Raw genomic sequence first — 25,141 nt, forward strand, 5'->3', positions numbered from 1 at the left:
CAACTGTCAACTGTCAACTGACTTACCCCAAGCCCAACTCGCGCTTGAGCAAATTAATCGACTTAGATCCGATGTAATTTTCGGAGCATATCAGTTGCGGGGGACGAATAATATCTTCTCTGGCCGCGTTAATGGCAGCTTTTACTGTAGCAAAACTCGGTTGGTCGCAGAAAATTGTTCTGGCCGATCGCACGATCGAGTTAATCTTGTAGGCGTCTGACAGCAATGCCGTCATCACCAGCAAATCCTCTCCCCGGATGCTGTGGATGATGACTTCGGTCGATCGCAGCATACCCGGGCTCAGGCTGACTAAACCCAAATAACTGTCTTTCGGCAAACCCCCCACTAACTGTATCTCCTGAACATAGTCGTAGATGTCTACAGGAATGACTCGCACCGAACGCGGTGCCGAAATCGATTCTGCTTCTCCGATAAAATACCGGCTGGTAATCACAGTTCCCGAAGAGATTTGATCCAGAAAAGTACCTAACTCTTCCATCGGCACCAACTGTATGGGAATGCGAAGAGCTTGTTCGAGTTCTTTCGCCATCAGCTCACCCACGCCGATGTCTTCTGTGGGGGCTGTGACGACCACGCGGGCGCTGCACCTGAGCCGCCAGTCAATTTCGGCCAAAAATAATTCCCTCGCTTGGTTGAGCGTACAGCCCTGTCCCAGCAATTGATCCATACTTTCTTGCACTATTTTGTTGGCAAGGGGATATTCTTCGAGGATCGGGGATTTGAGTTTGCTGCCGCCTTCGTGGCCTTGAGCACGGACGTAAATGCCCGATCCTGCTTGGGCTTCTACGAGTCCGGTATTTTCGAGCTGGCGGTATACTTTGCTGATGGTGTTGCGGTGCAAACCTGTCTGCATGGCTAGCTGTCTGGTGCTGGGCAAGCGGTGTCCGGGCGGAAACTGTCGCGAGGCGATCGCAAACCTGATTTGATTGAATAGTTGGGTGGATGCTGGAATATCGCTATCTGTTTGAATATGAAATTGAACCATTATTAAAGGCTCCGACGACTTCAACTTAGTATTTATATAACGTCGAGTACCGCGCCTAGGATTGCTCCGATATCTCTGTCTATAGCATAATCTTATTTGGTCGATCTGCTGCAGCCGTTCTGCCACTGGGCGATCGCGCCTGCGAGGCGATCGATCGCAGCCTCGGGAATTTCCCTCAACAATTAGGTACTTTCAAGTCTTAGTTTTATTTACTCTGCAATTTTGAGATCGCTTGCTGTTTTTGGGCCCATCAGGAAATAAGTTTGCATTTCCCCTTTACCTTTAATCTCGATCTCGCCACGATCTTCAAATTCATATTTATCCTGCAGCAACTCATAAGTATAGTGGCTGACTTGAATGCGACCTGGTATGCCGTGAGATTCCATGCGGCTGGCTGTATTCACGGCATTTCCCCACAAATCGTAAATGAATTTTTTAGTGCCGATTACCCCCGCTACCACCGGCCCGCTATTAATCCCGATGCGGAGATCAAATTTCGCGTCTAGCTTCACATTTAATTCCTTAATTGCTGCTAGCATATCCAGCGCCATTTCGGCGATCGCCTCTGCGTGGTCTGGACGTTCAATGGGAATACCGGCTGCTACCATGTAAGCATCCCCGATCGTCTTGATTTTTTCTAAGCCGTGCTTGTCACTCAGTTGGTCAAAAGCTGAGAAAATTTCATTCAGTAAGTACACTAATTTAGTGGCGGACATGGTAGTAGAAATTTGGGTAAAATTCACCAAGTCTGCAAAAAGAATTGTTGCTTTTTCAAACTTGTCTGCAATCACCCCCGGTTGGTACTTCAACCTGTGGGCGATCGGTTCGGGCAAAATATTTAGCAGTAAACTTTCAGTTTTTTTCTGTTCTTTCCTGAGTGCAGATTCCATCTCCCTGCGCTTAGTTATGTCATGAAAAAACACAGAAATGCCGTCGTGAGAAGGAAAAACCCGGACTTCCAACCACACTTTTAAGGGACGATAATATTTTTCAAAAGCCACTCCAATTTGTTTGGCTACAGCTTCATGATACTCTTTATAAAAATCAGAATTTACGAATTCGGGAAACTCTTCCCAAAAATTTTTACCATAAAGGTCTTCCTGCGAGCGCTGTAAAAATTGCGCTCCTTTGTAATTGACGTAAGTAAATCGCCACTGGGTGTCGAAAGCAAAAAAAGCATCGCTCATTCCTTCTAAAAAATTGACAATTTGCTCGTCTGTGGAACGGAGTTTTTCTTCTACTTGTTTGTTCTTGATCTGTGCGCGCTTTAATTTAGTCAGATTTATTCGCAACTCCATTTGGTGAATAATTTGCCGCCCTAAAGTCCGCAGCGCTTCTAGCTGTTGTGGGGTGAGATTACGAGGAACTGTATCTATCGCGCACAAAGTGCCGATCGGATAACCGTCAGGAGTTACTAGCGGTGCTCCTGCATAAAACCGAATATTGGGATCGGAAGTTACTAGCGGATTGCTGACAAAGCGATCGTCATCTAGAGCATTGGGTACAACTAGCAATTCGTTGGGATTTAAAATAGCGTGGGCGCAAAAAGCTGACTCTCTCGGAGTTTCGGGTACTTCCAGGCCGGCTTTTGATTTAAACCACTGTCGGTTAGAATCTATTAAGCTTACTAAAGCAATAGGAGTGCCGCAAATATAGGAGGCTAAAGCTGTTAGATCATCAAAAGCTGCTTCGGCCTCTGTATCTAGAATGTCGTAGCGGTGAAGTGCTTCTAGCCTCTCTTCTTCGTTGCGGGGCAAAGGTGCAGCTTGCATCGGAGGCCGCGATGATATAGGTTTACGAACAATGCGTGGAAGTATTAGTGCTGCGAATTTTCTGACTTGGGAGACCACTTTTTTAACTAATATCAAAAGACTTGTTTGCCAACCTTTATTCATTTTTATTGATCTTTTTTCATACCTGATGAAACTACCTATGTCCCCCAGAAGTGGGCTTTACTTACGTATTTACCGCAACTAGCTCCTCAATCTCCGGAGCTTTTGTCGGCAATTTCCCTGTCAATACTTCTCTACCATCTTCGGTGACAAGTATATCATCTTCTATGCGTATTCCCCGCACATCAGCGAATTTTCCCAACTCGTCCCACTTAACAAAATCTTCATATTTGGCACGATTTTCTGGGTTATTTAAGAGTGCCGGAACTTGATAAAATCCCGGTTCTATCGATACCAGCATTCCCGGACGCAAAACTCGATTCAGCCGCAAAAATCCCAAGCCAAACCGACTGCTTCTGGTTCTTCCTTCTTCATAGCCAGCCAAATCTCCTAAATCTTCCATATCGTGAACATCCAAACCAATTAGATGTCCGATACCGTGTACAAAAAATAGCGCGTGAGCGTCCATTTCTACCAAATCTTCAACATTGCCTCGCAAGATGCCCAAATCTACTAATCCTTCCGCCATAATTCTAGCAGCTAACAGATGAATATCTTGATATTCCACGCCCGGACTAATTTTATCAATACAAGCATCATGCGCTGCCAAAACTACATCATAAATCGCTCTTTGAGTCGGAGAAAACTTGCCAGAGACCGGCCAAGTGCGAGTCACATCGGCCGCCCATCCCGTTGATGTTTCCGCACCGAGATCTGCTAACAGCAAATCTCCGGTTTGTAGGGAATTGTGATAATGTTCACTGTGCAGAACTTCGCCATGTACTGTAACTATACTGGGATAGGCATAGGTCATGTTTTCTGAGATGATGACACTTTCCATTGCAGCGCGCACCCCTGCTTCAATTTGAGCATTTCGAGTTGCCGCCATTCCCGCTTTGTGAGCTTCTACGGTGACAGCCGCAGCTTGACGCAATTCGGCCAAACTGCCTGCATCGTGGCTCAGGCGCAGAGATACGATCGCCTTGGTTAATTCTAGGTCGATTCCTGTTGGCGATTTCGGCGGTGCCAGAGGGCGATGGCGTCCCGCCCCGCAAGCTACGAGAATTTGAGACTGTTGCAACTGAGTCCAAGAATCCTGAACGGCGATCGTTGCTGCATTTGTCGCCCGCGCTTTTAATTGGGCCATTGGAAAAGCAGCATCAGCCCCAATTAATTCGGCAATTTCTGCTCTTTTTGGCATTTCTCCGTGCCAAAGCGTGCTGCTAGCAGGTGCATCATCTAAGAACAATTCTAATTTTCCCGATTCTAAGCGAATGGCAGCATTTTCTAAGGGCAAACCAGCAAAATATAGAAAGTGACTACTGGCGCGAAATGGATAAGTAAGTGCCGGATAATTGCGAGGAATTCGGCACCCCGACCAGAGAATTACCGGAAAATTAATTAAACGGGCCAGTTTTTGCCGCCGTTGCTGTAAAGTATTAGTTAACAAATCATAACCTCGTGTAATTGTCATGGGTAAAAACCGATAATTTTGAGTGGGGTTTGTACTAAGGTGGAAGTTTTTGCATTCTCGGCATTAAAGCACTAAAGTCCTGACTGCCAACTAGGCAGCAATTTTGCCGGAAAGTGTAATCGTGAGCTTCTTTTTTGCTATCATTTTTAGGGCGGTCTTTTTTATCGTATTTGTCGTCATCGCCGGCATGATTTTGTTAAGCAAGAACCCTGCCCGACTGGTAAAAAAATGCTAAAAGTGTTAGTCCGCAAGCAATTAGCAGAAATGTCACCACACCCGCAATTAGTCAAATTCGTTTGTCTGGTTTTTGTTAATTTTGTGAGATAGGCGATCGCCTCTATTGACTGTTTGATATTTTAGACTTTAAAGTATAAGTAAAGTTCACTGAAAAAACATGAAAATTTCTCACAAAGCTCCTCAAACTTCAGCGCAAGTACGCGATTGGCCGATCGCACACTTACCGGGATTGAGCAAGGAAAACCAATCTCAACTGGAAGAGTGCAGCATCACCACAACCGGACAACTAATTCGCATGACGAAAACACCGGCTGCGAAAATGTTGCTAGCGCATCAATTACAGGTTAACATTCAATATGTTAATAAATGGGTAGCGATGGCAAATTTGGCTCGAATTCCGAGTGTAGGCTGTCAGTATTGCGGGCTGTTACTTCACGCCGGCGTTGCTTCTCCGGCTCAATTGGCTCAAATGCCCGTGGAGAGATTGCACCAACAAGTTTTAAGGCTCCACGTAGCGACAATGCAGCGCAATGACTTGACTCCTTCAGTCGATCGCGTGCAAAAATGGGTTCAACAAGCTAGATTAGTCAGTAGTCATTAGTCATTAGTCATTAGTTAGTAGTTATTGCTTGTCAGTTGTTATTAGCTTTCCTGTCACCAGTCAACAGCCAACAGTCAACAGTCAACACTCAACAATATTATGTCAATTCAAGTTTACGGAATCCCGAATTGCGGCACCTGCAAAAAAGCTTTCCAGTGGCTCAAAGATAGCGAGGTTAATTACGAGTTCATTAACACAAAAGAACAGCCACCGACTCGCGAAAAAATTCAAAGCTGGGTAGCTGCTTTGGGCTTTCAACCCATGCGAAATACTTCCGGTCAATCTTACCGGGCTTTGGGCGAGGACAAGAATAATTGGACGAGCGAACAGTGGGTAGAGGCTTTTGCTAAGGATGCTATGCTGGTGAAACGTCCTCTTTTCGTTAAAGATGGAACGGCTGTTTTAGTAGGTTTCAAAGAAGATGTAATTCGAGAAAAATTGGGGCTTTCAAGGGGCTGAGTTCAGCCTGTTGTTCGCCGCATAAACTTCATCTCGCCCACATCATCTGTGAAACCCCAACGCTCGTAAAACGGCATCATGTTCGGCAAACAGTTAAGAGCCAAGTTCTCGACAGCTTGCAATTTGGGATGATTTAAAACTGCATCCATCAACTTCGCACCCAGTCCCATCTTTCTGTGTGTCGGCTTGAGAATGACATCAAAAATCATGGCTCTGTATACGAAATCGGTAATGACGCGGCTAAAAGCAATTAGCCGATCGCTCTCATCGACAAAACCAATGATAACATCAGTCGCCGCCAGCATTTTCACCACATCTTCCCGCGTCCGCTTGTCGCTCCAAAACTCGTTTTTGTACAACTCCATCAAGTCGGAAACCTGGCTTTCGGTCAAAGTTTCGACAATTCGGTACTTATCCATTTTATCGGTCATACTCTACTTTACCGTAATCTAGTTTAATTGCGCGATCGGCAATATCAAAATAGCGATCGTCGTGACTAATCACAAACACCGTTTTCCCCCGCCGCTTCAACTCCGGTAGCAACTGCTTGTAAAAAATATCCCGGAAAAACGGGTCTTGATCCGAAGCCCATTCATCAAACAAATAAATCGGTCTATCTTCCAAATACGCCGTCAGCAAAGCCAGCCGCTTTCGCTGTCCCTGAGACAAAGCCGTAGTTGACAAAACTCCATCTTTCACCTGAACTTTATTTTCCAAATGAAACTCTCGCAAATATTCAGCAGCCTGCTTGTCCAAATCGTGATTAGTCATCCCCAAAAGCCTTTCAAACAGATAGAAATCCGAAAAAATCGCAGAAAAATGCTGCCTGTACCACTCTCGATTTTCCTCAGTAATTGGCTGACCATCAAGGAGAATTTTTCCCGATTCAGGAATGTACAAACCAGTGATTAACTTAGCTAAAGTAGACTTACCGCTGCCATTCCCGCCAATTATAAACACCAATTGACCCGGATGAAACTTCAAATTCAGCTCGCCCAAACTAAAATTGCTGTCTTCTTTTTCTCCCGGATAGCTGTGAATTACTCGATTTAACTCCAGCGTCTCCCACTCAGCATTTTGAATCGGTTTAACCGTTGAATTTATCTCAGATTGACTCGCCAAAGCCAATCCCATTCTCTCTATTTTTTCCACCGAAGTATTAGCACGAAAAATCGCCGGCAACCTTTGCAAAATATTCTGAAACGGAGACATCAAATAGGTACTTGTCAGAATGTAAGCTGACAAAACAGGTGTAGAAACTGGCACAAATTTCGGCAAAGCAAACAGCAGCAAACCCATCAGCATAAAAAACAGCAACTGACCCACTCCAATCGCAACTGCACCAGTATTCAAAGCAGTCACGTTATAATGGCGGGAAGCATCAGCACTCACCTGCAATTGTTCCGTAAAAAACTCTTGGCGGCGCAAGGAATGCAGTTTAAGTTCCTTAATTCCATCAGTAATACTGCGAAAATGCTTAAATAATATATCTTGTTCTTCTCTGGCTAAATCGAAAAATTTCCGCATTTTAGTGAGCAACAACTGCACCGTGCCAATCGTCAGCACCAAAAAACTAAATACAACAACAAAAACTGTACCCGAAATCGTGCTTAAATAAGTTAAGCAGCCGACCACAACGGCGATATCAACACAGAGAAAAGGAATCAAAAATATAGTATTAGAAAGCGTTCCCACATCATCGGTGAGAGTTGCCAGCAAGCGATTAGCGCCCAACTCTTCCAAATTCCGCAAAGGAGTAGACAAAATCCCGCGACTCAAACTCAGACGCAAATTATAAACCGCTTCTTGAGAAAGGTAGATTAACAAAAATTGCGATATGACTGCGGCGAGGAGAGCCAAAATTGCTAATCCGGCAAAATACCAGACTAAATTCTGATTTGAATTGTCGCTGATGGCGCGGTTGATTAGAGCAATTAACATAGCGCTGCAACCGCCACTAATTAAGCCTGTGAGTATGGCGATGGAAACATTTAACCAAGAAGCCTTTAAAAGTAACCAAATTACATTCATCTAATGGTACTCCTAATTTAATTTTTGAAACTCTGGCGCTAACCAATCCGCTCCCCGACTTCTTGTTTGCCACCTCAATTACTACTGAATAAATTGGATTCCCAAGGCGGGAATCTATAGCATTAATTTTATTCTGGTACTTCCGTTTCCTGGGTTTCAAATACGACCAGCTCATAAATATCCAGCATCGACATTTGCACTTCCACTGAAGCGAAGGAAACTATTGCTGATTCTCCCTCATATTCCCGAAACAACCATTCATTTGATTCGGTTTTAATATATTGTGCGACTAAAAACTCAGATTGATTGACTAACACATATTCACGGAATTCGGGGATAGATCTATAAAACCGAAACTTATCCTCCCGATCGAAATCCTTGGTAGACTTAGAAAGCACTTCCACAATCAGCACAGGATTGAGTATTTCATCTTTCCGTCCCTCTGTGCAAACTAATTCTCCTTCAACTACCATCACATCTGGATAAGTCCCGCGTCGATACCGAGGAATCCACAACCGCAAATCGCTCATAAATGGTCTGGCATTCTTTCCCCGCAAAGCAGATTTTAAGAACGCATAAATATTACCGATGATCTGGCTGTGATTAATACTACCACCCGTCATTTGTACAATTTCTCCATCGCGGTATTCATTTCTAAACTCAGCAGTTTCCTCTAAGTCCCGGTACTCATCTGGAGTATAAAACTTTTCCTTACTTTGTACTAACATTGTTGCCTCTGTACTAACTTTTATCTGCGTTAATCTGCATTAATCTGCCTTCATCTGCGGTTAAAAATCATAATTAACAGTATATCACAACAAAAAAGAAACGCCCAACTTCACCGAGTCAGGCGTTTTCCACTCTTTCACAACCAGGAAAAATTAATCCCGGCGAGACACCAAATTCGATTCAATTTTCGCACCCACCACAGGTTGCACATGACTCAAGGCCGACTGCAACATGGGAGTTTTGGTAATAGCATCATTAGCCAAATTAAACAAAGGGTTCGACAAAATTCCAGCCAATGTTGTCGCCACCAAAGTGAGTACAACGCTTACTTGCAAAGGCCGCATTCCCTGAAGGTTCCAGCGAATTTCGGGATAATTTTTTACCGCGTCTGACATTTCTTGAGGTTCTTTTACTACCATCATTTTGACAACGCGGATGTAGTAGTAAATCGAAACTACGCTGGTAATTAATCCCAGAATAACTAAGCCGTAAAGTCCTGCTTGCCAGCCGGCCCAGAACAGATAGATTTTGCCGAAAAATCCAGCCAGGGGCGGAATTCCACCGAGAGAAAGCAGGCAAATACTTAAGGCTAAAGTTAACAGCGGGTCTTTTTGGTACAAACCGGAGTATTCGCTAATTTGGTCGGTTCCAGTCCGCAGCGAGAACAGGATGATGCAGGCGAAAGCACCCAAGTTCATGAACAGGTAAACCAACAGATAAAATATCATGCTGGAGTAACCGGCTTCTGTTCCTGCAATCAAACCCAGCATCACAAAACCGGCTTGGGCGATCGACGAATAAGCCAAAAGCCGCTTCATGCTAGTCTGAGCGAGGGCAACCACATTTCCCAACACCATGCTGAGAATGGCTAAGGCCGTGAACACGAACTGCCACTGTTCGATAAGTGCGGGGAAAGCACTTGTTAACAAGCGGATTGCTAGGGCAAAACCGGCTGCTTTGGAACCGACAGAAAGGAAGGCAACAACGGGTGTAGGAGAACCTTCGTAAACGTCAGGAGTCCATTGGTGGAAGGGAACCGCAGAGATTTTGAAGGCGATGCCGGCGATCGCAAAAACCAAAGCAATCACCAAACCGAGAGATTGACCTTCATTCACAGTAGAAAGGTTAGCCGCGATCGCACTCAGCTTAGTTTCGCCGCCAGACAACCCGTACAGCAGCGAAAGCCCGTAGAGAAACACTGCCGAAGAAGACGACCCAATTAACAAATATTTCAAAGCAGCTTCATTGGAACGCGGGTCGCGTTTTGTGTAACCCGTCAGCAAATAAGACGAGATACTCAGAGTTTCCAATGAAATAAAAATCATCACCAATTCATCAGCGCCGCTGAGGAACATTGCCCCCAAAGTAGCGGTCAGCAAAATGCCGATAAATTCCGCTAAAGCAGTACCCGTTTGCAGTACATAGCGGACGGAGATCAAAATAGTGACAGCCGTACTCAAAGCGATAATTCCGCGAAACACTAAACTCAAGGCATCGCTGTTAAAACCGCCTAGAAACGAGATGGTATCCGTGTTATCCCACTGCAAACACAAGGCAGCGACGGCGGCCAACAAACCCGCAACGGCAACGTAGGGAGTCCAACCCGAGGAACTGCGGCCTACGATTAAATCGCCGACGAGAACCACCAAGAGGGTGAGGATGACAATTCCCTCTGGCAAGATAGTTCCAGCATTTAGCTGGGCAGCAAGAGTAGCAAAATCCATATTTTCAGGCAGGTTGGGTAGTACAAGCCGCAAAGGCTGTAATGGGCTGTGAACTTGTAAAAATTCTTTACCAAACACAGATTGTAGCGGATTACAGCTTCGCGAGCCCACTTGGGCGGGTGTTTGTTGCCGGAGAGTTGATACTCGGTAGCGATTTTGCATACATTTGCGGGCATTGTAGAGATTGCTGAGTGATGTCACCTCGGACGAGAGTCGCGATCGACCATAACTGCCACAATGTAGAATGTTAAACCAGTAATTCGGCATGACTGACTCGCTAAGTGCCTACAAACGGCAGACTTCCAAGGGCTTCAACAACCGCCCCGACTACGAGAATGAATTTCACAAACAGGCTGCAACTCGGTTAGTAGAATTGGCCAAAGTGCGATCGGGCAAGCTTGTTCTAGATATCGCCGCCGGAACAGGTTTAGCGGCGATTGCGGAGGATGCACTTAGGTCGATCGGGTTCCAGAAAATATCAGTCGCCTTTCCTACACCAGGAATGCTCTAGCTAGTATGTCTAAACTACTCAATTACATCTGTATATTTATTATTACCTGTTGGCTGCTGTTTGCTTGTCATTCTTCGCAACCTTTAAAAGTAAAACGTCCTCCCCTAAAAGTATCTTTTGTCCCTTTTGTTAGCTATACACCTCTGATCATTGCTCAAGAAAAAGGATTCTTCAAAGGGCAAGGGATAGACGTGGAACTGAGGTATGTAGACTACTCACAATTGCAAGACGCGGATTTCAGTGCAGGGAAGTATGATGGGATCGGATTGACCTTGGGGGATTTGGTGATATTGAGTGCCACCAATCCTGATATGCAAGCTGTGATGGTTTTGGATGAATCGACAGGTGCAGATGTGGTAGTCGCACAATCGGAGATTAAAACAATCCCTAACTTGAAAGGAAAAAAGCTGGGTGCCAATCTAGGCAGCTTTAGCGAGGTTTTCGTTACTGAGATGTTGAAAGCCTCTAAACTGACGAGCGATGATCTTAGCCTGGTGAAAGTCGAGGCTTTAGAAGTTCCCAATCGCCTACAAAACAATGCTATCCAAGCAGGACACACTTGGGAACCGTATCTTTCTGAAGCATTAAAATTAGGGGCGCATATCCTGTTTACAAGCAAACAAACCCCAGGCTTAATTTTAGATTTGGTCGCGTTTCGGGGTGAGGTGATACGCGATCGCCCTGAAGATATTCGCGCCTTTGTGCGAGGCTGGCTTCAAGGCTTGTCATATTGGGAAGCAAATATTCCCGAAGGAAAGAAGATCGTGAGCAAAGCGCTGAATATACCCAGCAATAAACTCTCTTTCGAGGGAATAGACTTTACTGACTTTGCAAATAATCAAAACTTCTTTCAATCCGACAGTCCTAATTATATCTCCAAAACCGCCAAGAAATATGCGGACTTTTTTATTCGCGCTGGCAATGTGACGCGCCTTCCCAATCTAGAAACCTTGTTCAATTCTTCTTTCTTAACCCCCCCTGCTAGCCTGAAACCATGAAGCGCTCCTTTTTCAACAGCCTCTTTATTATTACCTGCTGCCTGCTGTTTGCTTGTCATTCTTCGCAACCTTTAAAAGTAAAACGTCCTCCCCTGAAAGTAAGTTTTGTCCCTTTTGTTGGCTATATACCTGTCGTCATTGCTCAAAAGAAAGGATTCTTCAAAGCGCAAGGGATAGACGTGGAACTGAGCAATGTAGACTACTCAATGCAACAAGCGGATTTCAGTGCAGGGAAGTATGATGGGATCGGATTGCCCTTGGGCAATTTGATTATCTTGAGTGCCACAAATCCTGATATACAAGCTGTGATGGTTGTGGATGAATCGACAGGTGCAGATGTGGTAGTCGCGGAATCGGATATTAAAACAATTCTTAACTTGAAAGGAAAAAAGCTTGGTGCAAATCTAGGCGGCTTTAGCGAAGTATTCGTTACGGAGATGTTGAAAACCTCTAAGCTGACGAGCGATGATGTTAGGCTGGTTAAAGTCGATGCTTTAGAAGTTCCAGATCGCCTACAAAACAAGGCTATCCAAGCAGGGCACACTTGGGAACCGTATCTTTCTGAAGCATTAAAATTAGGCGCACATATCCTGTTTACAAGCAAACAAACCCCCGGCTTAATTTTGGATTTGGTCGCGTTTCGGGGTGAGGTGATACGCGATCGCCCCGAAGATATTCGCGCCTTTGTGCGAGGCTGGCTTCAAGCCTTGTCTTATTGGGAAACAAATATTCCGGAAGGAAACGAGATCGCGAGCAAAGCTTTGAATATTCCCAGCAAGAAAGTCTCTTTCGAGGGAATAGACCTCACTGACTTTGCAGAAAATCAAAACTTCTTTCAATCAGACAGTCCTAATTATATCTACAAAAACGCCAAGAAATATGCGGACTTTTTTATTCGCGCTGGCAATGTGACGCGCCTTCCCAATCTAGAAACCTTGTTCAATTCTTCTTTCTTAACCCCCCCTCCTAGTCTGAAACCATGAAGCGATCCTTTTTCAAAAGTATTCGTACAAAGTTAATCGTGTCGTTTCTCCTCGTTGCTCTAATTCCGTTGCTGCTGTTAGCATTTATCAACAAGCAGACAACTCAAAAGGCATTGACCGACAACGCACGACAAGCCCTATCTGCGGCGGCTAACGAAACCGCTTACAGAATAGATGGGTTTATCGATGGGAATCTTAATGCCGTGCGCGTAGAAGCGATTTTACCAGGTTTGGCCGCATATCTGGGCCTACTTCCAGAACGGCGAAATGGTAGTCCCCAAGAGATGTTAGCGACTGAAACCTTAAGCCGCCTCAGTCGCAAAGATATGCTTAATATTATCTCCTATGCCTTGCTCAACTTAAAGGGACGGAATGTACTCGATACGAATACACCGGATGTTGGACGAGATGAATCCGGTCAAGATTACTTCCAAGAACCGCTCAAAACTCAACTACCTTTTGTTTCTAGTATTAGGCAATCGACGACAACTCCCAACCTCGCTACGCTTTTTTTTAGCAGTCCTGTTCGCGATGCGAAGGGAAATATATTGGGTGTATTGCGGGTGACATACAATGCCACATCTGTCCAGCAGTTGGTGACTCGGGAAACTGAACGCGCAGGTGCGAAATCCTTAGCAGTTCTTTTAGATGAACACTATATTCATCTGGCACATAGCACTACACCGGAACTCCTTTTCAAATCAATTGTGCCTTTGTCACCCAATGTTGTAGCTAAACTGCAACGCGAAGGGCGTTTGTCTAAGACTCTAACGAAAGAACTTGCAATCAATTTGCCAGACCTCAAGCAAGCATTAGACACTAAACAGCCTGATCTAACCACACGATTGGCAGCTACGGGTAATAATGAGTGGAGGCTCTTAGCGATCGCCCACCTGAAATATCAACCTTGGTCAGTCCTTTTCGCACAACCCATTGCCGTTGCCCTAGCACCTGTAAAAAAACAAATACGTGATGCACTTCTTTTATTAGCAATCATCGCCACAATTGTAACTATCATCGCTTTTGCGATCGCACAACTATTAACAAAGCCTGTGATTTACCTCACCCAAGCGGTTGCCCAGTTTACGGCGGGTAACTTAGATATGCGTGTGAAGATGCGATCGGCAGACGAAATCGGTCTGCTGGCACGATCCTTCAACAGCATGGCGAGGCAACTCCAAGAATCCTTTGAAACCCTCGAAGACAAAGTTAAAGAACGAACAGCAGAACTCGCTAGTGCTAATCAGGAAATCATTGCCCTCAACGAAAAACTCAAAGAAGACAACCTCCGTTTAGGTGCAGAATTGAATGTGGCGCGTCAGATCCAGCAAATGATTTTGCCCAACTCTGAGGAACTGGAAATTGACGGACTAGATATCGCCGGATACATGGAACCCGCCGATGAAGTAGGAGGCGACTACTACGACGTGCTACAGATCGATGGTGTGGTCACGCTGGCGATCGGTGATGTCACCGGACATGGCCTGGAAAGCGGCATTCTGATGCTGATGGCGCAAACCTCAGTTCGCACTCTGCAAGAGATTCGTGGACTAGACCCGGTTCGATTCCTGGATGTACTCAACCGTACCCTCTACAAAAACGTGCAGCGCATGAATTCTGAGAAAAGTCTGACGCTGGCGATTTTGAGCTACTCCGAAGGACGGATCAGCATCAGCGGTCAGCATGAAGAAACGCTAGTTGTGCGAAAAAATGGAGAAGTTGAGCGCATCGACACGATGGAGTTAGGCTTCCCGATCGCTTTAGATGATGATATCGCAGGCTTCATCAGTCACATCCTGATTGACCTAGAACCTGGAGATGGCGTGGTGCTTTATACTGATGGGATTCCAGAAGCCTATAACATCGGCAAAAAGCAGTATGGAATTAAGCAACTGTGTGAAGTAATTAGTCAAAATTGGCACAAGTCTGCTGCTGAAGTTAAGGATGCGGTGATTGTAGATGTGAGGCAACATATTGGTAAGCAGAAAGTGTTTGATGATATTACATTACTAGTCTTTAAGCGGCAGGCTAACGTTACTGAAAAGGGAAATTTAGTTAATAATATCCTTGCCCCCAATGAAATGCTAAAATGAAGAACCAAGTTTGAGGAATACTTTATGAAAGTAAACTACCAAGAAAGAATTGATTTAACAGCAGACGAGTTAAAAATAATTCTGTTCGAGCAGCGAATTCTACCTAATAAACAAAAAATTCAGGCACTTTATTGGTTAAAAACAGGAGCGAGTCAAAGCCTTACAGATGTAGCTGAACGTTTAGGTGTACATAGAATTACTGTACATAGATGGTTAAAACAATATAGTGCTGGCGGTTTGTCAGAACTGTTATAAATACGGCAAGCAATCGGTAGACCACGAGTAATTCCTTCCGCGGTAGTAGCCGGAATATCAGAAAAATTAAGTGAAGAGTCCTGTGATTTTAAGACTTATAAAGAAATTGGTCACTGGGTAGAAGATAACTATCACCTATCAGTTAAATATCAAACATTACACAAGCAATTACACTATCGTATGAAAGCCAAATTAAAGGTATCGAAGCCTGTGAATAACAACGAAAAAGCTCAGGATGCCGACATCGAGTTGAAAATAAAAAAAGCTCGAGAAAATTCCTCAAAGTAGCTTGATGGTTAGAGTCTACTACCGCAAATCCCGCAAAAAAATAAACTCAAATCTTGGTTTCAAGATGAAACGAGAATAAATTTGCTTAAAAACACTTGAAAAAAACAAGATTACAGCTTTTGGAGTCAAACCAATAAGTAAAGTGAAATCGAGTTTTCTCATGTTATTATTTATATGGACAGTTCCCCCACAAAGCTGATAAATACTATACATCAACAAATATCTAAGTCAAGACCTCAAACTTGCTGATTTAGCTGCATTGCTAGGCATGAGTAAATTTTAATTTAGTCATCTGTTCAAAGAGGCGATCTGCAGGGTTCCTCATAAATATCTGCTGCAACAGCGGATATTTATAGGGCAAAGCAGTTGTTAAAACAAAAAGAGCGATCGATTATGGAAATTAGCTTAAAGTGTGAGTTCAATAGCCACAGCCATTTGAGTAAACAGTTTCGGCAGCTTACGGGTATGACTCCTACAGCTTATAGAACTCATTGTTAGCTGGCGGGTTCCAACTACCAACTGATAATAAGCGGCAATCCCGGTCGAAAATCTACCTGCTGTCCCTGCACTTCTCCATCAAAACCCAGCTCCACAAAATACTCGGTTCCTATCCGTAACTTTAGCTGATTTGTCTCAAGCACTGCTTGAAGTTCAGGTGACGGATTATTTGCAGCAGGACTGACTAATTCTACGCGAGTAATTTCCCGGAAACCAACACCATGCTCCAAAGGCTGTGACTTCTCACCAGAGTATTGATCGGGACGTTTACCAAAGGAAATTTGGAAAAGCATGGGCTCAGCCAACACATCACTATTTGTTGCGACCGCGATACTCATCGTTTCAGATAAATAAGGTGGACGATATTCCCAACTCGAAAATGCAACTGTGTCCTCAGAACCTTTGGCTGGACGCAAACAGATGCCAAACGGACACGCACCATTATTCCGATTTGTCGATCGCTCCCAAAGACGAGTCCGATGAATTGGCTCAGACTTCGCCTCTTCTGGATCGTGAATCCATAACAATTCCAACATTGCGTTATGGAAAAAGAAACAGCGATTGGTTGTACCTTGTCCGCGATGAATGCGAGATGCACCCTCAACTAAACCGAAGGATGATAAACGATTAGCTTCCGAAGCACCAATATCAGTAAGGATGAAAAGATGGTCGAATTCAAATGTCATAGCATTGTTCAGAGACTCGATCGATCGCTCAAGTAATTTTAATCCCCTGTGATTGCTTTCCTTCGGCTCACAACGTTTATGCTGCACAGCGTACTGTACCAAAGTCCCAAACCTCTAGTCAGTAAATCTTTCCCAATCTAAAATCTAAAATCTAAAATCTAAAATCGATCGCCCCAACCCTCCCCAACCTTCAAGTTACAACCAGATTGAGGAACCATCCGCCCGCATCCAACAGTCTCAACATCCAGTTAGCGACAATTCTGCTAAAGTCAGGTCATCCAAAGAGTGCATCTTGTATAGAGGCGATTCCCAGCCTCTGGCCCGAAAGCAGTAAAATCCCATCAGCTTGTCACCTGCCACTCGATCGGCAGTAACTTAAAAATTAAGGTAGTTTGAAAATAATCGCCCAAAGTTGAAAGAAACCTTGACATCTGACCTAAACTCTCTAACTTAGACCCTCTAGCTGCGCTGCTATCCATATTTAAAAGATGCCATGTCAACCTTAGTCATCGTCGAATCTCCGACCAAAGCCCGCACCATCCGCAACTTCCTGCCCTCCACCTACCGTGTAGAGGCATCGATGGGCCATGTCCGCGACCTACCATCCTCGGCCGAAGAAATACCAGAAGCCGTTAAAGGAGAAAAATGGGCGCAACTGGGCGTAAACGTGGAAGCAGACTTTGAACCCCTCTACGTCATCCCGAAAGATAAAAAGAAAATTGTTAAAGAACTCAAAGACGCCCTCAAAGACGCCACAGAACTGATTCTAGCCACGGACGAAGACCGGGAAGGCGAAAGCATTTCCTGGCATTTGCTGCAAATCCTCAAACCCAAAGTGCCCATCAAGCGGATGGTGTTTCACGAAATCACCCGCGAAGCAATCCGCGATGCTTTGACTCACTGCCGGGATATCGACAATCGAGTTGTACAAGCCCAAGAAACTCGCCGGATTCTCGACAGACTCGTCGGTTACACACTCTCTCCGCTACTGTGGAAAAAAATCGCTTGGGGTTTGTCGGCCGGTAGAGTGCAGTCAGTCGCAGTCAGGCTTTTGGTGCGCCGGGAACGGGAACGCCGCGCTTTCCGCCAAGGTAGTTACTGGGATTTAAAAGCCCTTTTGGAAAAGGGCAAAATTTCCTTTGATGCCAAACTCGTGACAGTCGGCAATGTCAAAGTTGCAAACGGCAGCGATTTTGATGAAAATACCGGGCAAATTATCTCCGGCCGCCGCGTACTTTTGCTGAACGAAGAACAGGCGCGGGCTTTACTCTCACGCATTCAAAACAAACCCTGGACTGTCACCAATCTCGAAGAACGGCCAGTCACCCGCAAACCGTCGCCGCCGTTTACGACCTCGACTTTGCAGCAGGAAGCTAACCGCAAGCTGCGGCTGGGTGCGCGGGAAACCATGCGAATTGCCCAAAGTCTCTACGAACGCGGTTTTATCACCTATATGCGGACGGATTCGGTGCATTTGTCCGAACAGGCGATCGAAGCGGCGCGCAGTTGCGTGCAAGAACTTTACGGCAGCGAATACCTCAGCCCCCAACCGCGCAAATACACCACGAAAAGCAAAGGTGCCCAGGAAGCCCACGAAGCTATCCGCCCGGCCGGCAGCACTTTTCGGACTCCGCAGCAAACGGGATTGGATGGGATTGATTTCCGCCTCTACGATTTGATTTGGAAGCGGACAGTCGCTTCTCAAATGGCCGATTCCCGCCAAACTCACGTTACGGTACAAACTCAGGTAGAAGATGCCGGTTTCCGTTCCAGCGGCAAACGCATTGATTTTCCAGGCTTTTTGCGGGCCTACGTGGAAGGTTCCGACGATCCAGATGCGGCGTTGGAAGACCAAGAGGTGATTTTGCCGGCGCTGAAGGTGGGGGATAAACCTAATTGTAAGGATTTAGGGGCGATCGGGCACGAAACTCAACCTCCCGCCCGCTACACGGAAGCTTCTCTGGTCAAAATGCTTGAAAGCGAAGGTGTGGGCCGTCCGAGTACCTATGCGAGTATTATCGGTACAATTGTCGATCGGGGATATGCCAAATTAATAGCTAACGCCCTAATTCCGACATTCACCGCTTTCGCCGTCACCACTTTATTGGAAACACATTTTCCCGATTTAGTTGACACCGGTTTTACTTCCCGAATGGAACAAACCCTCGATGAAATTGCCACGGGTGAGGCGAAATGGCTGCCGTATTTGCAAAAGTTTTATACAGGGGAAACCGGACTCGCAACCCAAGTCAAAGAACAGGAAAGTCAGATTGACGCGAAAGTTGCCCGAACTGTGGTACTGGAGAATATTTCTGCTAAAGTTTGCATCGGCAAATTCGGCGCATACCTGGAATCTGAAAGCGAAGAAGGCGTCGTAAAAGCATCGATTCCCCAAGATTTGACGCCTGCCGATTTAGATCCGGAACAAGTGGAGTTTCTGTTAAAGCAAAAAACCGAAGGCCCGGAAAAATTGGGTCTTCACCCGGAAACCGGGGAACCGATTTATGTGCTGATTGGCAGTTATGGGCCATACGTTCAGTTAGGGGATGTTTCGGAAACGAACAAGAAACCGAAGCGGGCTTCTTTACCGAAGGGGACGGATAAGGATAGCGTGACGCTGGATATGGCGGTGAGTTTGTTGACTTTACCTCGGTTGTTGGGCACTCACCCGGAGACGGGGGCGAAGGTGCAAGCTAATTTGGGGATGTACGGGCCTTATGTGGTGCATGACCAGGGTAAGGTGGGGAAAGATTATCGATCGATCAAACCGCCGGATGATGTTTTGACTATAATGCTCGATCGGGCATTGGAAATGTTAGCGCAACCGAAAGCCGCCCGCGGCAGCAGCAAAACAGCTACACCTTTGAAGGAATTGGGCGCGCATCCAGAATCGGGAGAACTGATCAATGTTTACGACGGTCGTTATGGGCCCTACGTCAAACACGGCGATATCAATGCTTCTTTGGCTAAGGATGAATCTGTGGAGAATTTCACCTTACAAAAAGCACTGGATTTGTTAGCAGCGAAGGAAGCAGCGGGCGGCGGAAAATCTAGCAGCAAGTCGAAGAAGTCAACTAAGACTACTGCGGCGAAATCGGAAACTGCAACGAAGAAGACTGCGGCTAAGAAAACCACTGTTAAAAAGACGGAGACTGCGGCTAAGAAAACCACTGCTAAAAAGACGGCGACTGCGACAACAGCCAAGAAAACAACTAAGTAAAATTAGTTTAGTTTTCCCTCATCCCAAAAACTCGGTTTATTCACAAAACCGGGTTTTTTTATTTATCAAATACGAGACAACACGACAAAAATAGGTTTGTAGTAACGAGTTTAGTCCTGACAATTTTCTCCTCTTAGGTATTTGTCATCAGCGTCTGCGGGGTTCGATCGCCCCTATTTTTTTTGAGACATCTCAACTCAAACTCTTGTCAAGCCTACCTTTTCAGTTTACTTGTCACCCGTCAGCAAAATCATCCTATTTACTTATTGACAATGGCGGCTCTCTGTTAAATTGTCATGGATCGAACATATAAGGTTAAAAATTGTATCATAAGCAACAGAAAGTACCCAATGTTTTATGTAGCGCCCTACAATTGAGAAAAGGAACAAGATTAAGAGGCGCGATCGGTATGGATATGAATATGGATATGAATGGAAACCTAGACTGGGAAGAAGCATTTGAGTACAGAGCGGGCTTGACAGTGGAGTTGAAGTCCCAGCCAGGGGTTTTGCATACGATCGCTTACTATGAAGTGATGATGGTACCGCCCATCTGGTTAGAAAGTGACCCGCGTCCCCGGTATCCTCACGAACTGCGAGTCGTTTCCCACCAGCCCACTGTGTCCAATATTTGCCGGATTTCAGAGTGTCCTGTTTTAGTCGCCTCCTAGGTTTTTTCAGCGGGAAATATCGGCGGTGGCCTCTAGCCAGCAATCAAACCGATGCAGTTCCAAGAGCAGGGATGTAGCCAGGAGCAATTACCATCTAAAAGTACAAGGGCACAGGTATTGGACCGAATGGGCTATCTTCTTGGCAAAGTAGTAAAAGCCAAACCTCAAAAAAAATTGCACAAACAGAGGATATCTTTTCTTTAACAACATCGAAAACTTTAATCAGCAAGTAACAAGCACCAAAATCAAACGAATAAGCAGGGACTGCACAGCCACTGTGAATATTCCAGAGGAATCGGGTGGGCGAAAAACCATCTTGGGACAATCAAGCTAACGACCCTGATATGGGATGCACAGAAAAATATATTTCCTGTGCGATTCTGGTTGTCTGTTAAAACGTTGCTTCCCGCCACAAACAAAACTGGTATATTGTTCTCAAAAGGTTGATTGTTGTCGTCTTTGAATTTGAGTTCGCCACTTTCAATGAGTGGAGGATTTTGGGGATTGGCAGCAGTTGGAGCGAGTTGAGATGTGCGTTCCGCAAATATAGCATCTTTGCCGAAGTAGTCGATTTGTCTTTTGTTTACAGGTTAGCCAGTGAGAGTATAGAGATCAGCAGATTTTTTTACGGGTGGTAAAACTGAAATACTTTAATTTCCGGCTAAAATTGATGGGTTTGGAAAAGATTGCGGTGTCTTCGGGGTTATTATTAAAACTGTCTGAAAGTGCCGGGACTGCTAGTTCTGGGGTAGGGTTGCTAAGGGCTTGAGGATTGAGTAAGTTTGCGCTATTTAGGTCAAACTCAGGTATTAATAGAGTTGCCCTAATAGGGAAGTAATCTTGACTGTTGAATGGCGATTTATTTAAAAATTTTATATTGGGTTTGGTAGATGCGAATAAGCGGTACAGATACTTGTCGGGCTTGTTAGTATCTCCCCATAGGAAAATAGTTTCTGTCAAGGTGTTGAGGCAGAAATGTTGATTGTTATAAAACTTTGCATCATCTTCGAGATTCCTGGTGCGATCGCCCTCAATTGGGCAAAAACAATCTAGCTCATCAGGTGAAAGAGCAATTGCAGCAGCATAATTAAGAACGAGAAACTAAAGAACGAACGTAAAAAGACACCGCTCCAATTAAGTAAAAACAATTCACCAAAATCAACAATCCTTTACCAACATAAGAATTAACCAAACCAAAAACGCGGTAAGTTGACAGCAGCACTAACAACATTTCCACTAGAGAAACAATTGACCCGTAGTGCTTCCTATCCCAATAAGAAAACGGACTGATAAAACGGTAATTGCTGAACGGAAAAAAGTGCCTATGAGCGTCGTCATTGTGGACTGGCAAATCTCCCAGAGAGTGTAGTATCATGCTGATAAAGAGAATTTGCACACTTTGCCAGCCAAAGTAATAAGCAATTAGCAAACCAATAACCGCCAGAGGGATAGAATGAAACAGAGCAACAACGTTCTGGACAAAAGGCTCATAGTATGCTTTTGACCAAATTGTAGCTGCGGGCAAGCGAGCAATGTATTTCGCCCAAAAGTAAAATAAAAATATCGGAATATCCGGCAAAATTCCGCCGATCGCAATAATTAGATTAGCTTGCGGCAGTTGGGGTTTGCCGAGAATTGCGAGATTGATAATAGCGTGGCTGGGAGTCTTCATAAGTAGGGTGCGTCAACTAGGATTATCTTATTCATAATTAATCAGATATAAGCTGACACACCCTACGCGTGAGATAATTGGCTCGTGCTACAAGTGAGGTTGCAGTCGATCGATCAACTGCGCCGGTTGCATAACTCCCTCAATGCGATCGACCTCAGCGCCATTTTTGAACAGCACCAAAGTCGGCAAAGCATAAATGTGATGCTGCGACGCCAAGTGTTCGTACTTATCCGTGTCAATTTTGACAACCATCAGCTTGTCTTTCATCTGACCACTCACTTGCTCCAAAATCGGTGCCATCATCTGACAAGGCCCGCACCAAGTAGCGTAAAAATCTACCAACACCGGCAAGTCAGAGCCCGATAGTAACTCCTCAAAACTGCTGAACTGTTTTTGAACTGCCATAAGACAAAATAATTTTTTGGGTTCTGGCTCGATTTTAGTGCAAAATTCTCTGGTAGATTGCGAGGACACAATTATGGAATTATTACCAGAGACTTTTCAGAGATTGCGGGGTCAAGTTGCTGTCGTGACCGGTGCGTCGCGGGGAATCGGCCGCGCCGTTGCTTTAACCCTAGCAGCAGAGGGCGCTAAAGTCGCCGTAAACTATGCGAGTTCGAGTGCTGCTGCTGATGAGGTGGTAGCAGAAATAGTCGCTGCTGGAGGAGAAGCTGTGGCACTTGCAGCAGATGTCTCGAAAACTGACCAAGTAGATTTACTCACCAGTAATGTCATGGAAAAATGGGGACGAATTGACATTTTGGTGAACAATGCCGGCATTACTCGCGATACTTTGCTGCTGCGGATGAAGTTGGAAGATTGGCAAGCAGTAATTGATTTGAATCTAACCGGCGTGTTTTTGTGTGCGAAAGCTGCCAGTAAAATCATGCTGAAACAGCGAAGCGGCCGAATTATTAATATTGCTTCGGTTGCTGGACAAATGGGCAATCCCGGACAAGCTAATTACAGTGCGGCGAAAGCTGGGGTAATTGGGTTTACTAAAACTGTGGCGAAAGAGTTGGCCAGTCGCGGGATTACTGTGAATGCAGTTGCACCGGGTTTTATCACTACAGATATGACTAAGGATGTCAAGTCTGATGAGATTTTGAAGTATATTCCCTTGGGGAGATATGGGGAAGTTGAGGAAGTTGCGGGGATGGTGAAGTTTTTGGCGGCAGATGCGGCGGCGGCTTATATAACGGGGCAGGTTTTTAATGTGGATGGGGGGATGGTAATGGCTTAGGATTTCGGGATTTTTTTAACCGCAGATGCACGCGGATGAACGCGGACATTTGCGGTTAACTTGTCAAGTTAGACTCATAGTCTCACTTGCAATTGTTTGAGCCGTTCATTGACAAAAATTTCGCTCGATCGAAGTATTTGGAGAACGGATTTGCAAGCGTTTTAAAACATCTTCTTTAGTTGCCACGCCCCGGTTTGCAATCGGCGAAACCAAGTGCTTCGCTATCGAGGAAGTTAGCAATTGCCATTTCCACAACAATTTCGATCGGATATTCAATTTCAGCAGCACGGGCGATCAGGGCCGCACGAATTCGTTCGGGAAGGTATTTTAGGATGGCTTCGGCATCGGCAACAGATAGTTGTTCCAGAGTTGTTGATTGCATGAGTCTAGCTTTCTGGTGGGATTTGAACGTTGTAGGGCGGCTCAGTTGCTCTCAGAATAATCGCTTCTAGCTCTAATAATAACGCAGGGTTGCTCCACGCCGAGAGCGGGTGAATGGCGATACGAACATCTTCCCAGTTGTATTTGTCGAGCCATGCCCAGAGAAATGCTTTGTGCCCCCCACTAAATCTACCCCGCAAGCTTTTGGTTTTACCGATGTAAAGCAGGCCATCGACACGATGTCTGACAGCATAAAGTCCAGGGCGAGAGGGGATGGTATCAAAGGAGCGGCCCAGGGATTGGCATTGCTCGAAGGGCGTAAAGGCAAGGGTTTCGAGAATTTGGCGGGCTTCTTGTTGGATAGAATCGGGCATGATCAGTGGCGCTCGTATTTGCCCGATTTTATATTGAGCGCCCCTTAATTACCGATATTGATTGCCTGTTAATGCAGATAGGCGAGGAAGAGCCTCCAATTTTTTTTCGGAAGCGAGGCAGAGCAAGAGTGACATCAGTTCCCAGGCTCTTCCGGGGAACCAGTTAAATTACTTTAAGGCGGCACACAACTGAGTGAGGACTTTTTTGTATTTTGCAATGCGTTGAAAATCTGCCTCTGTCGGATTGGCTATGCGACGAAGATCGAGGTTATGAGTAACATCAGCGATTTTAACTTGCAGTGCGATCGGGTTGGCAATCACACGTTCTAAATAAGCTGCATAAGCTTCTCCTTCTATTTTGGTAATCGCCGCGATCGCCGAGACTAAAACTTCAGGAAAACCTTCGCTTCTAAGTTGCTCAAGTGTAAGTTCAGAATCTTCTACCGCATCGTGTAGAACCGCTACGATTTTTTGCTCTAGAGAATTTACATTTTCCATCACAAATAGCGGATGATCGAGATAGGGATTGCCTGCCTTATCAACCTGCCCCTCATGAGCTTTTGCTGCAATCCCGATCGCTCGTTCTAATAATGATTCGTACTCTGAGTTCGTATTTGACAACATAGTAAAGAAGTTCTCTATTAAATAAAGTTTAGCCCCCCTCACGGGTGATCGGGTGTGACTTTTTATTTTAAATATTCCTGCAACAATTTCCAAGCCATTTGAGTACCCTCACCTGCGTTGACTTTTTCAAAGTCTACATCTTTTCTCAAAACTACCAAACCCACACCTTCTTTGATTTCTATTTTATCATGATCGCTAACTCTAGCCAAAAAAAGGTGGTTGTTTTGTAAAAGTTTTTTATCATTTTGGGTCTTTTGGTGAGTAAAAGTTGCGATAAATTCCATTGTGTAATAATTAATTGTGAGGCAAGTTTCTTCTTCCAATTCTCGCACTGCTGCCTGCTGTGGACTTTCTCCAATGTCCACGCCACCACCAAAAATAGAAAGCATTCCTTGACTGGCAATACCTGGAATATTATCTCGCAGTTGTGCCCCAATCTGACCGTTCGGGAGCATTACAAAAATGCGAACTATTGACTTGGGAATATTCATA

The 25,141-nt window shown here is 45.1% G+C and carries 25 protein-coding genes; 11 read left to right on the forward strand and 14 right to left on the reverse strand.

All coding sequences use genetic code 11. The annotated features are described in order from the left end of the window. Positions 1 to 22: 22 nt before the first annotated feature. From QUA74_RS00790 to QUA74_RS00800, 3 genes are all read right to left on the reverse strand, one after another. Positions 23 to 1,006, reverse strand: coding sequence for a GntR family transcriptional regulator (locus QUA74_RS00790; protein WP_333324068.1), 984 nt, complete (start codon positions 1,004 to 1,006; stop codon positions 23 to 25). Between the two features lie 209 nt (positions 1,007 to 1,215). Further along, positions 1,216 to 2,778, reverse strand: a complete 1,563-nt coding sequence (locus QUA74_RS00795; protein WP_333324070.1) for an adenylate/guanylate cyclase domain-containing protein — start codon at positions 2,776 to 2,778, stop codon at positions 1,216 to 1,218. A gap of 184 nt (positions 2,779 to 2,962) precedes the next feature. Next, entirely contained in the window at positions 2,963 to 4,372 is a 1,410-nt protein-coding gene (locus tag QUA74_RS00800; RefSeq protein WP_333324072.1) for an aminopeptidase P family protein, read from the reverse strand. A 394-nt stretch (positions 4,373 to 4,766) separates the two neighbouring features. On the opposite strand from QUA74_RS00800, the gene QUA74_RS00805 reads away from it, so the two are divergent. Further along, positions 4,767 to 5,210, forward strand: a complete 444-nt coding sequence (locus QUA74_RS00805) for a DUF4332 domain-containing protein (RefSeq protein WP_333324074.1) — start codon at positions 4,767 to 4,769, stop codon at positions 5,208 to 5,210. A gap of 99 nt (positions 5,211 to 5,309) precedes the next feature. Next, positions 5,310 to 5,669, forward strand: coding sequence for a Spx/MgsR family RNA polymerase-binding regulatory protein (locus tag QUA74_RS00810; RefSeq protein ID WP_333324076.1), 360 nt, complete (start codon positions 5,310 to 5,312; stop codon positions 5,667 to 5,669). A gap of 2 nt (positions 5,670 to 5,671) precedes the next feature. Here QUA74_RS00810 and QUA74_RS00815 read toward each other — a convergent pair whose 3' ends face one another. From QUA74_RS00815 to QUA74_RS00830, 4 genes are all read right to left on the reverse strand, one after another. After that, a complete protein-coding gene (locus tag QUA74_RS00815; RefSeq protein WP_333324078.1) occupies positions 5,672 to 6,100 on the reverse strand; it encodes a GNAT family N-acetyltransferase in 429 nt (142 codons plus the stop codon). Continuing rightward, positions 6,090 to 7,700: a cyclic peptide export ABC transporter gene (locus QUA74_RS00820; protein ID WP_333324080.1), complete on the reverse strand. Its 1,611-nt coding sequence runs from the start codon at positions 7,698 to 7,700 to the stop codon at positions 6,090 to 6,092. The genes QUA74_RS00815 and QUA74_RS00820 overlap by 11 nt, the downstream gene beginning before the upstream one ends. A 128-nt stretch (positions 7,701 to 7,828) precedes the next feature. Next, positions 7,829 to 8,428 carry a Uma2 family endonuclease gene (locus QUA74_RS00825; RefSeq protein ID WP_333324082.1) on the reverse strand — a complete coding sequence of 200 codons (600 nt, stop codon included), beginning with the start codon at positions 8,426 to 8,428 and terminating at the stop codon, positions 7,829 to 7,831. Positions 8,429 to 8,581: 153 nt separating this feature from the next. Continuing rightward, entirely contained in the window at positions 8,582 to 10,153 is a 1,572-nt protein-coding gene (locus QUA74_RS00830) for an NAD(P)H-quinone oxidoreductase subunit N (protein WP_333324156.1), read from the reverse strand. 265 nt (positions 10,154 to 10,418) lie between these two features. Between QUA74_RS00830 and QUA74_RS00835 the strand changes: the two genes are divergently transcribed. From QUA74_RS00835 to QUA74_RS00860, 6 genes are all read left to right on the forward strand, one after another. Continuing rightward, positions 10,419 to 10,664 (forward strand): hypothetical protein, encoded by a 246-nt coding sequence (locus QUA74_RS00835; protein ID WP_333324084.1) that lies wholly within the window; start codon positions 10,419 to 10,421, stop codon positions 10,662 to 10,664. Between the two features lie 5 nt (positions 10,665 to 10,669). Next, entirely contained in the window at positions 10,670 to 11,662 is a 993-nt protein-coding gene (locus QUA74_RS00840; RefSeq protein ID WP_333324086.1) for an ABC transporter substrate-binding protein, read from the forward strand. Continuing rightward, entirely contained in the window at positions 11,659 to 12,645 is a 987-nt protein-coding gene (locus QUA74_RS00845) for an ABC transporter substrate-binding protein (protein WP_333324088.1), read from the forward strand. The genes QUA74_RS00840 and QUA74_RS00845 overlap by 4 nt, the downstream gene beginning before the upstream one ends. After that, positions 12,642 to 14,738, forward strand: coding sequence for a SpoIIE family protein phosphatase (locus QUA74_RS00850; RefSeq protein ID WP_333324090.1), 2,097 nt, complete (start codon positions 12,642 to 12,644; stop codon positions 14,736 to 14,738). The genes QUA74_RS00845 and QUA74_RS00850 overlap by 4 nt, the downstream gene beginning before the upstream one ends. A gap of 24 nt (positions 14,739 to 14,762) precedes the next feature. Continuing rightward, on the forward strand, positions 14,763 to 14,993 hold the full coding sequence (locus QUA74_RS00855) for a helix-turn-helix domain-containing protein (protein WP_333324091.1): 231 nt from the start codon (positions 14,763 to 14,765) through the stop codon (positions 14,991 to 14,993). A gap of 681 nt (positions 14,994 to 15,674) precedes the next feature. Further along, the gene (locus tag QUA74_RS00860; protein WP_333324093.1) at positions 15,675 to 15,779 is read left to right on the forward strand and encodes an AraC family transcriptional regulator; all 105 of its coding nucleotides are present in this window, start codon (positions 15,675 to 15,677) and stop codon (positions 15,777 to 15,779) included. 14 nt (positions 15,780 to 15,793) lie between these two features. Here QUA74_RS00860 and QUA74_RS00865 read toward each other — a convergent pair whose 3' ends face one another. Next, a complete protein-coding gene (locus QUA74_RS00865; RefSeq protein WP_333324095.1) occupies positions 15,794 to 16,567 on the reverse strand; it encodes a hypothetical protein in 774 nt (257 codons plus the stop codon). A 391-nt stretch (positions 16,568 to 16,958) separates the two neighbouring features. Between QUA74_RS00865 and topA the strand changes: the two genes are divergently transcribed. Further along, on the forward strand, positions 16,959 to 19,685 hold the full coding sequence (gene topA, locus QUA74_RS00870; RefSeq protein WP_333324096.1) for a type I DNA topoisomerase: 2,727 nt from the start codon (positions 16,959 to 16,961) through the stop codon (positions 19,683 to 19,685). A 427-nt stretch (positions 19,686 to 20,112) separates the two neighbouring features. Then, positions 20,113 to 20,355 (forward strand): hypothetical protein, encoded by a 243-nt coding sequence (locus QUA74_RS00875; RefSeq protein WP_333324098.1) that lies wholly within the window; start codon positions 20,113 to 20,115, stop codon positions 20,353 to 20,355. A 1,087-nt stretch (positions 20,356 to 21,442) separates the two neighbouring features. Here QUA74_RS00875 and QUA74_RS00880 read toward each other — a convergent pair. After that, positions 21,443 to 22,027 carry a hypothetical protein gene (locus tag QUA74_RS00880; protein ID WP_333324100.1) on the reverse strand — a complete coding sequence of 195 codons (585 nt, stop codon included), beginning with the start codon at positions 22,025 to 22,027 and terminating at the stop codon, positions 21,443 to 21,445. A gap of 87 nt (positions 22,028 to 22,114) precedes the next feature. Next, positions 22,115 to 22,432 (reverse strand): thioredoxin, encoded by a 318-nt coding sequence (gene trxA, locus QUA74_RS00885; protein ID WP_006634176.1) that lies wholly within the window; start codon positions 22,430 to 22,432, stop codon positions 22,115 to 22,117. A gap of 73 nt (positions 22,433 to 22,505) precedes the next feature. On the opposite strand from trxA, the gene fabG reads away from it, so the two are divergent. Continuing rightward, the gene (gene fabG / locus QUA74_RS00890) at positions 22,506 to 23,270 is read left to right on the forward strand and encodes a 3-oxoacyl-[acyl-carrier-protein] reductase (protein ID WP_006634175.1); all 765 of its coding nucleotides are present in this window, start codon (positions 22,506 to 22,508) and stop codon (positions 23,268 to 23,270) included. Positions 23,271 to 23,445: 175 nt separating this feature from the next. On the opposite strand, the gene QUA74_RS00895 is transcribed toward fabG, so the two are convergent. The 4 genes from QUA74_RS00895 to QUA74_RS00910 form a co-directional block, all read right to left on the reverse strand. Beyond that, positions 23,446 to 23,652, reverse strand: coding sequence for a hypothetical protein (locus QUA74_RS00895; RefSeq protein ID WP_333324102.1), 207 nt, complete (start codon positions 23,650 to 23,652; stop codon positions 23,446 to 23,448). 4 nt (positions 23,653 to 23,656) lie between these two features. After that, a complete protein-coding gene (locus QUA74_RS00900) occupies positions 23,657 to 24,025 on the reverse strand; it encodes a GIY-YIG nuclease family protein (RefSeq protein WP_333324104.1) in 369 nt (122 codons plus the stop codon). 168 nt (positions 24,026 to 24,193) lie between these two features. Further along, positions 24,194 to 24,649 carry an HD domain-containing protein gene (locus QUA74_RS00905; protein ID WP_333324106.1) on the reverse strand — a complete coding sequence of 152 codons (456 nt, stop codon included), beginning with the start codon at positions 24,647 to 24,649 and terminating at the stop codon, positions 24,194 to 24,196. Between the two features lie 62 nt (positions 24,650 to 24,711). Beyond that, the gene (locus QUA74_RS00910) at positions 24,712 to 25,140 is read right to left on the reverse strand and encodes an NUDIX domain-containing protein (RefSeq protein WP_333324108.1); all 429 of its coding nucleotides are present in this window, start codon (positions 25,138 to 25,140) and stop codon (positions 24,712 to 24,714) included. Between the last annotated feature and the right edge of the window lies 1 nt (position 25,141).

This window comes from Microcoleus sp. LAD1_D3, from assembly GCF_036702135.1.
Classification (GTDB): Bacteria; Cyanobacteriota; Cyanobacteriia; order Cyanobacteriales; family Microcoleaceae; genus Microcoleus.

Excerpts from the sequence above, each read along its gene's own strand:
- QUA74_RS00790 (WP_333324068.1), bottom strand. The coding sequence starts at position 1,006 with ATGGTTCAATTTCATATTCAAACAGATAGCGATATTCCAGCATCCACC.
- QUA74_RS00795 (WP_333324070.1), bottom strand. The coding sequence starts at position 2,778 with ATGCAAGCTGCACCTTTGCCCCGCAACGAAGAAGAGAGGCTAGAAGCA.
- QUA74_RS00800 (WP_333324072.1), bottom strand. The coding sequence starts at position 4,372 with ATGACAATTACACGAGGTTATGATTTGTTAACTAATACTTTACAGCAA.
- QUA74_RS00805 (WP_333324074.1), top strand. The coding sequence starts at position 4,767 with ATGAAAATTTCTCACAAAGCTCCTCAAACTTCAGCGCAAGTACGCGAT.
- QUA74_RS00810 (WP_333324076.1), top strand. The coding sequence starts at position 5,310 with ATGTCAATTCAAGTTTACGGAATCCCGAATTGCGGCACCTGCAAAAAA.
- QUA74_RS00815 (WP_333324078.1), bottom strand. The coding sequence starts at position 6,100 with ATGACCGATAAAATGGATAAGTACCGAATTGTCGAAACTTTGACCGAA.
- QUA74_RS00820 (WP_333324080.1), bottom strand. The coding sequence starts at position 7,700 with ATGAATGTAATTTGGTTACTTTTAAAGGCTTCTTGGTTAAATGTTTCC.
- QUA74_RS00825 (WP_333324082.1), bottom strand. The coding sequence starts at position 8,428 with ATGTTAGTACAAAGTAAGGAAAAGTTTTATACTCCAGATGAGTACCGG.
- QUA74_RS00830 (WP_333324156.1), bottom strand. The coding sequence starts at position 10,153 with ATGGATTTTGCTACTCTTGCTGCCCAGCTAAATGCTGGAACTATCTTG.
- QUA74_RS00835 (WP_333324084.1), top strand. The coding sequence starts at position 10,419 with ATGACTGACTCGCTAAGTGCCTACAAACGGCAGACTTCCAAGGGCTTC.
- QUA74_RS00840 (WP_333324086.1), top strand. The coding sequence starts at position 10,670 with ATGTCTAAACTACTCAATTACATCTGTATATTTATTATTACCTGTTGG.
- QUA74_RS00845 (WP_333324088.1), top strand. The coding sequence starts at position 11,659 with ATGAAGCGCTCCTTTTTCAACAGCCTCTTTATTATTACCTGCTGCCTG.
- QUA74_RS00850 (WP_333324090.1), top strand. The coding sequence starts at position 12,642 with ATGAAGCGATCCTTTTTCAAAAGTATTCGTACAAAGTTAATCGTGTCG.
- QUA74_RS00855 (WP_333324091.1), top strand. The coding sequence starts at position 14,763 with ATGAAAGTAAACTACCAAGAAAGAATTGATTTAACAGCAGACGAGTTA.
- QUA74_RS00860 (WP_333324093.1), top strand. The coding sequence starts at position 15,675 with ATGGAAATTAGCTTAAAGTGTGAGTTCAATAGCCACAGCCATTTGAGT.
- topA (WP_333324096.1), top strand. The coding sequence starts at position 16,959 with ATGTCAACCTTAGTCATCGTCGAATCTCCGACCAAAGCCCGCACCATC.
- QUA74_RS00875 (WP_333324098.1), top strand. The coding sequence starts at position 20,113 with ATGAATGGAAACCTAGACTGGGAAGAAGCATTTGAGTACAGAGCGGGC.
- QUA74_RS00880 (WP_333324100.1), bottom strand. The coding sequence starts at position 22,027 with ATGAAGACTCCCAGCCACGCTATTATCAATCTCGCAATTCTCGGCAAA.
- trxA (WP_006634176.1), bottom strand. The coding sequence starts at position 22,432 with ATGGCAGTTCAAAAACAGTTCAGCAGTTTTGAGGAGTTACTATCGGGC.
- fabG (WP_006634175.1), top strand. The coding sequence starts at position 22,506 with ATGGAATTATTACCAGAGACTTTTCAGAGATTGCGGGGTCAAGTTGCT.
- QUA74_RS00895 (WP_333324102.1), bottom strand. The coding sequence starts at position 23,652 with ATGCAATCAACAACTCTGGAACAACTATCTGTTGCCGATGCCGAAGCC.
- QUA74_RS00900 (WP_333324104.1), bottom strand. The coding sequence starts at position 24,025 with ATGCCCGATTCTATCCAACAAGAAGCCCGCCAAATTCTCGAAACCCTT.
- QUA74_RS00905 (WP_333324106.1), bottom strand. The coding sequence starts at position 24,649 with ATGTTGTCAAATACGAACTCAGAGTACGAATCATTATTAGAACGAGCG.
- QUA74_RS00910 (WP_333324108.1), bottom strand. The coding sequence starts at position 25,140 with ATGAATATTCCCAAGTCAATAGTTCGCATTTTTGTAATGCTCCCGAAC.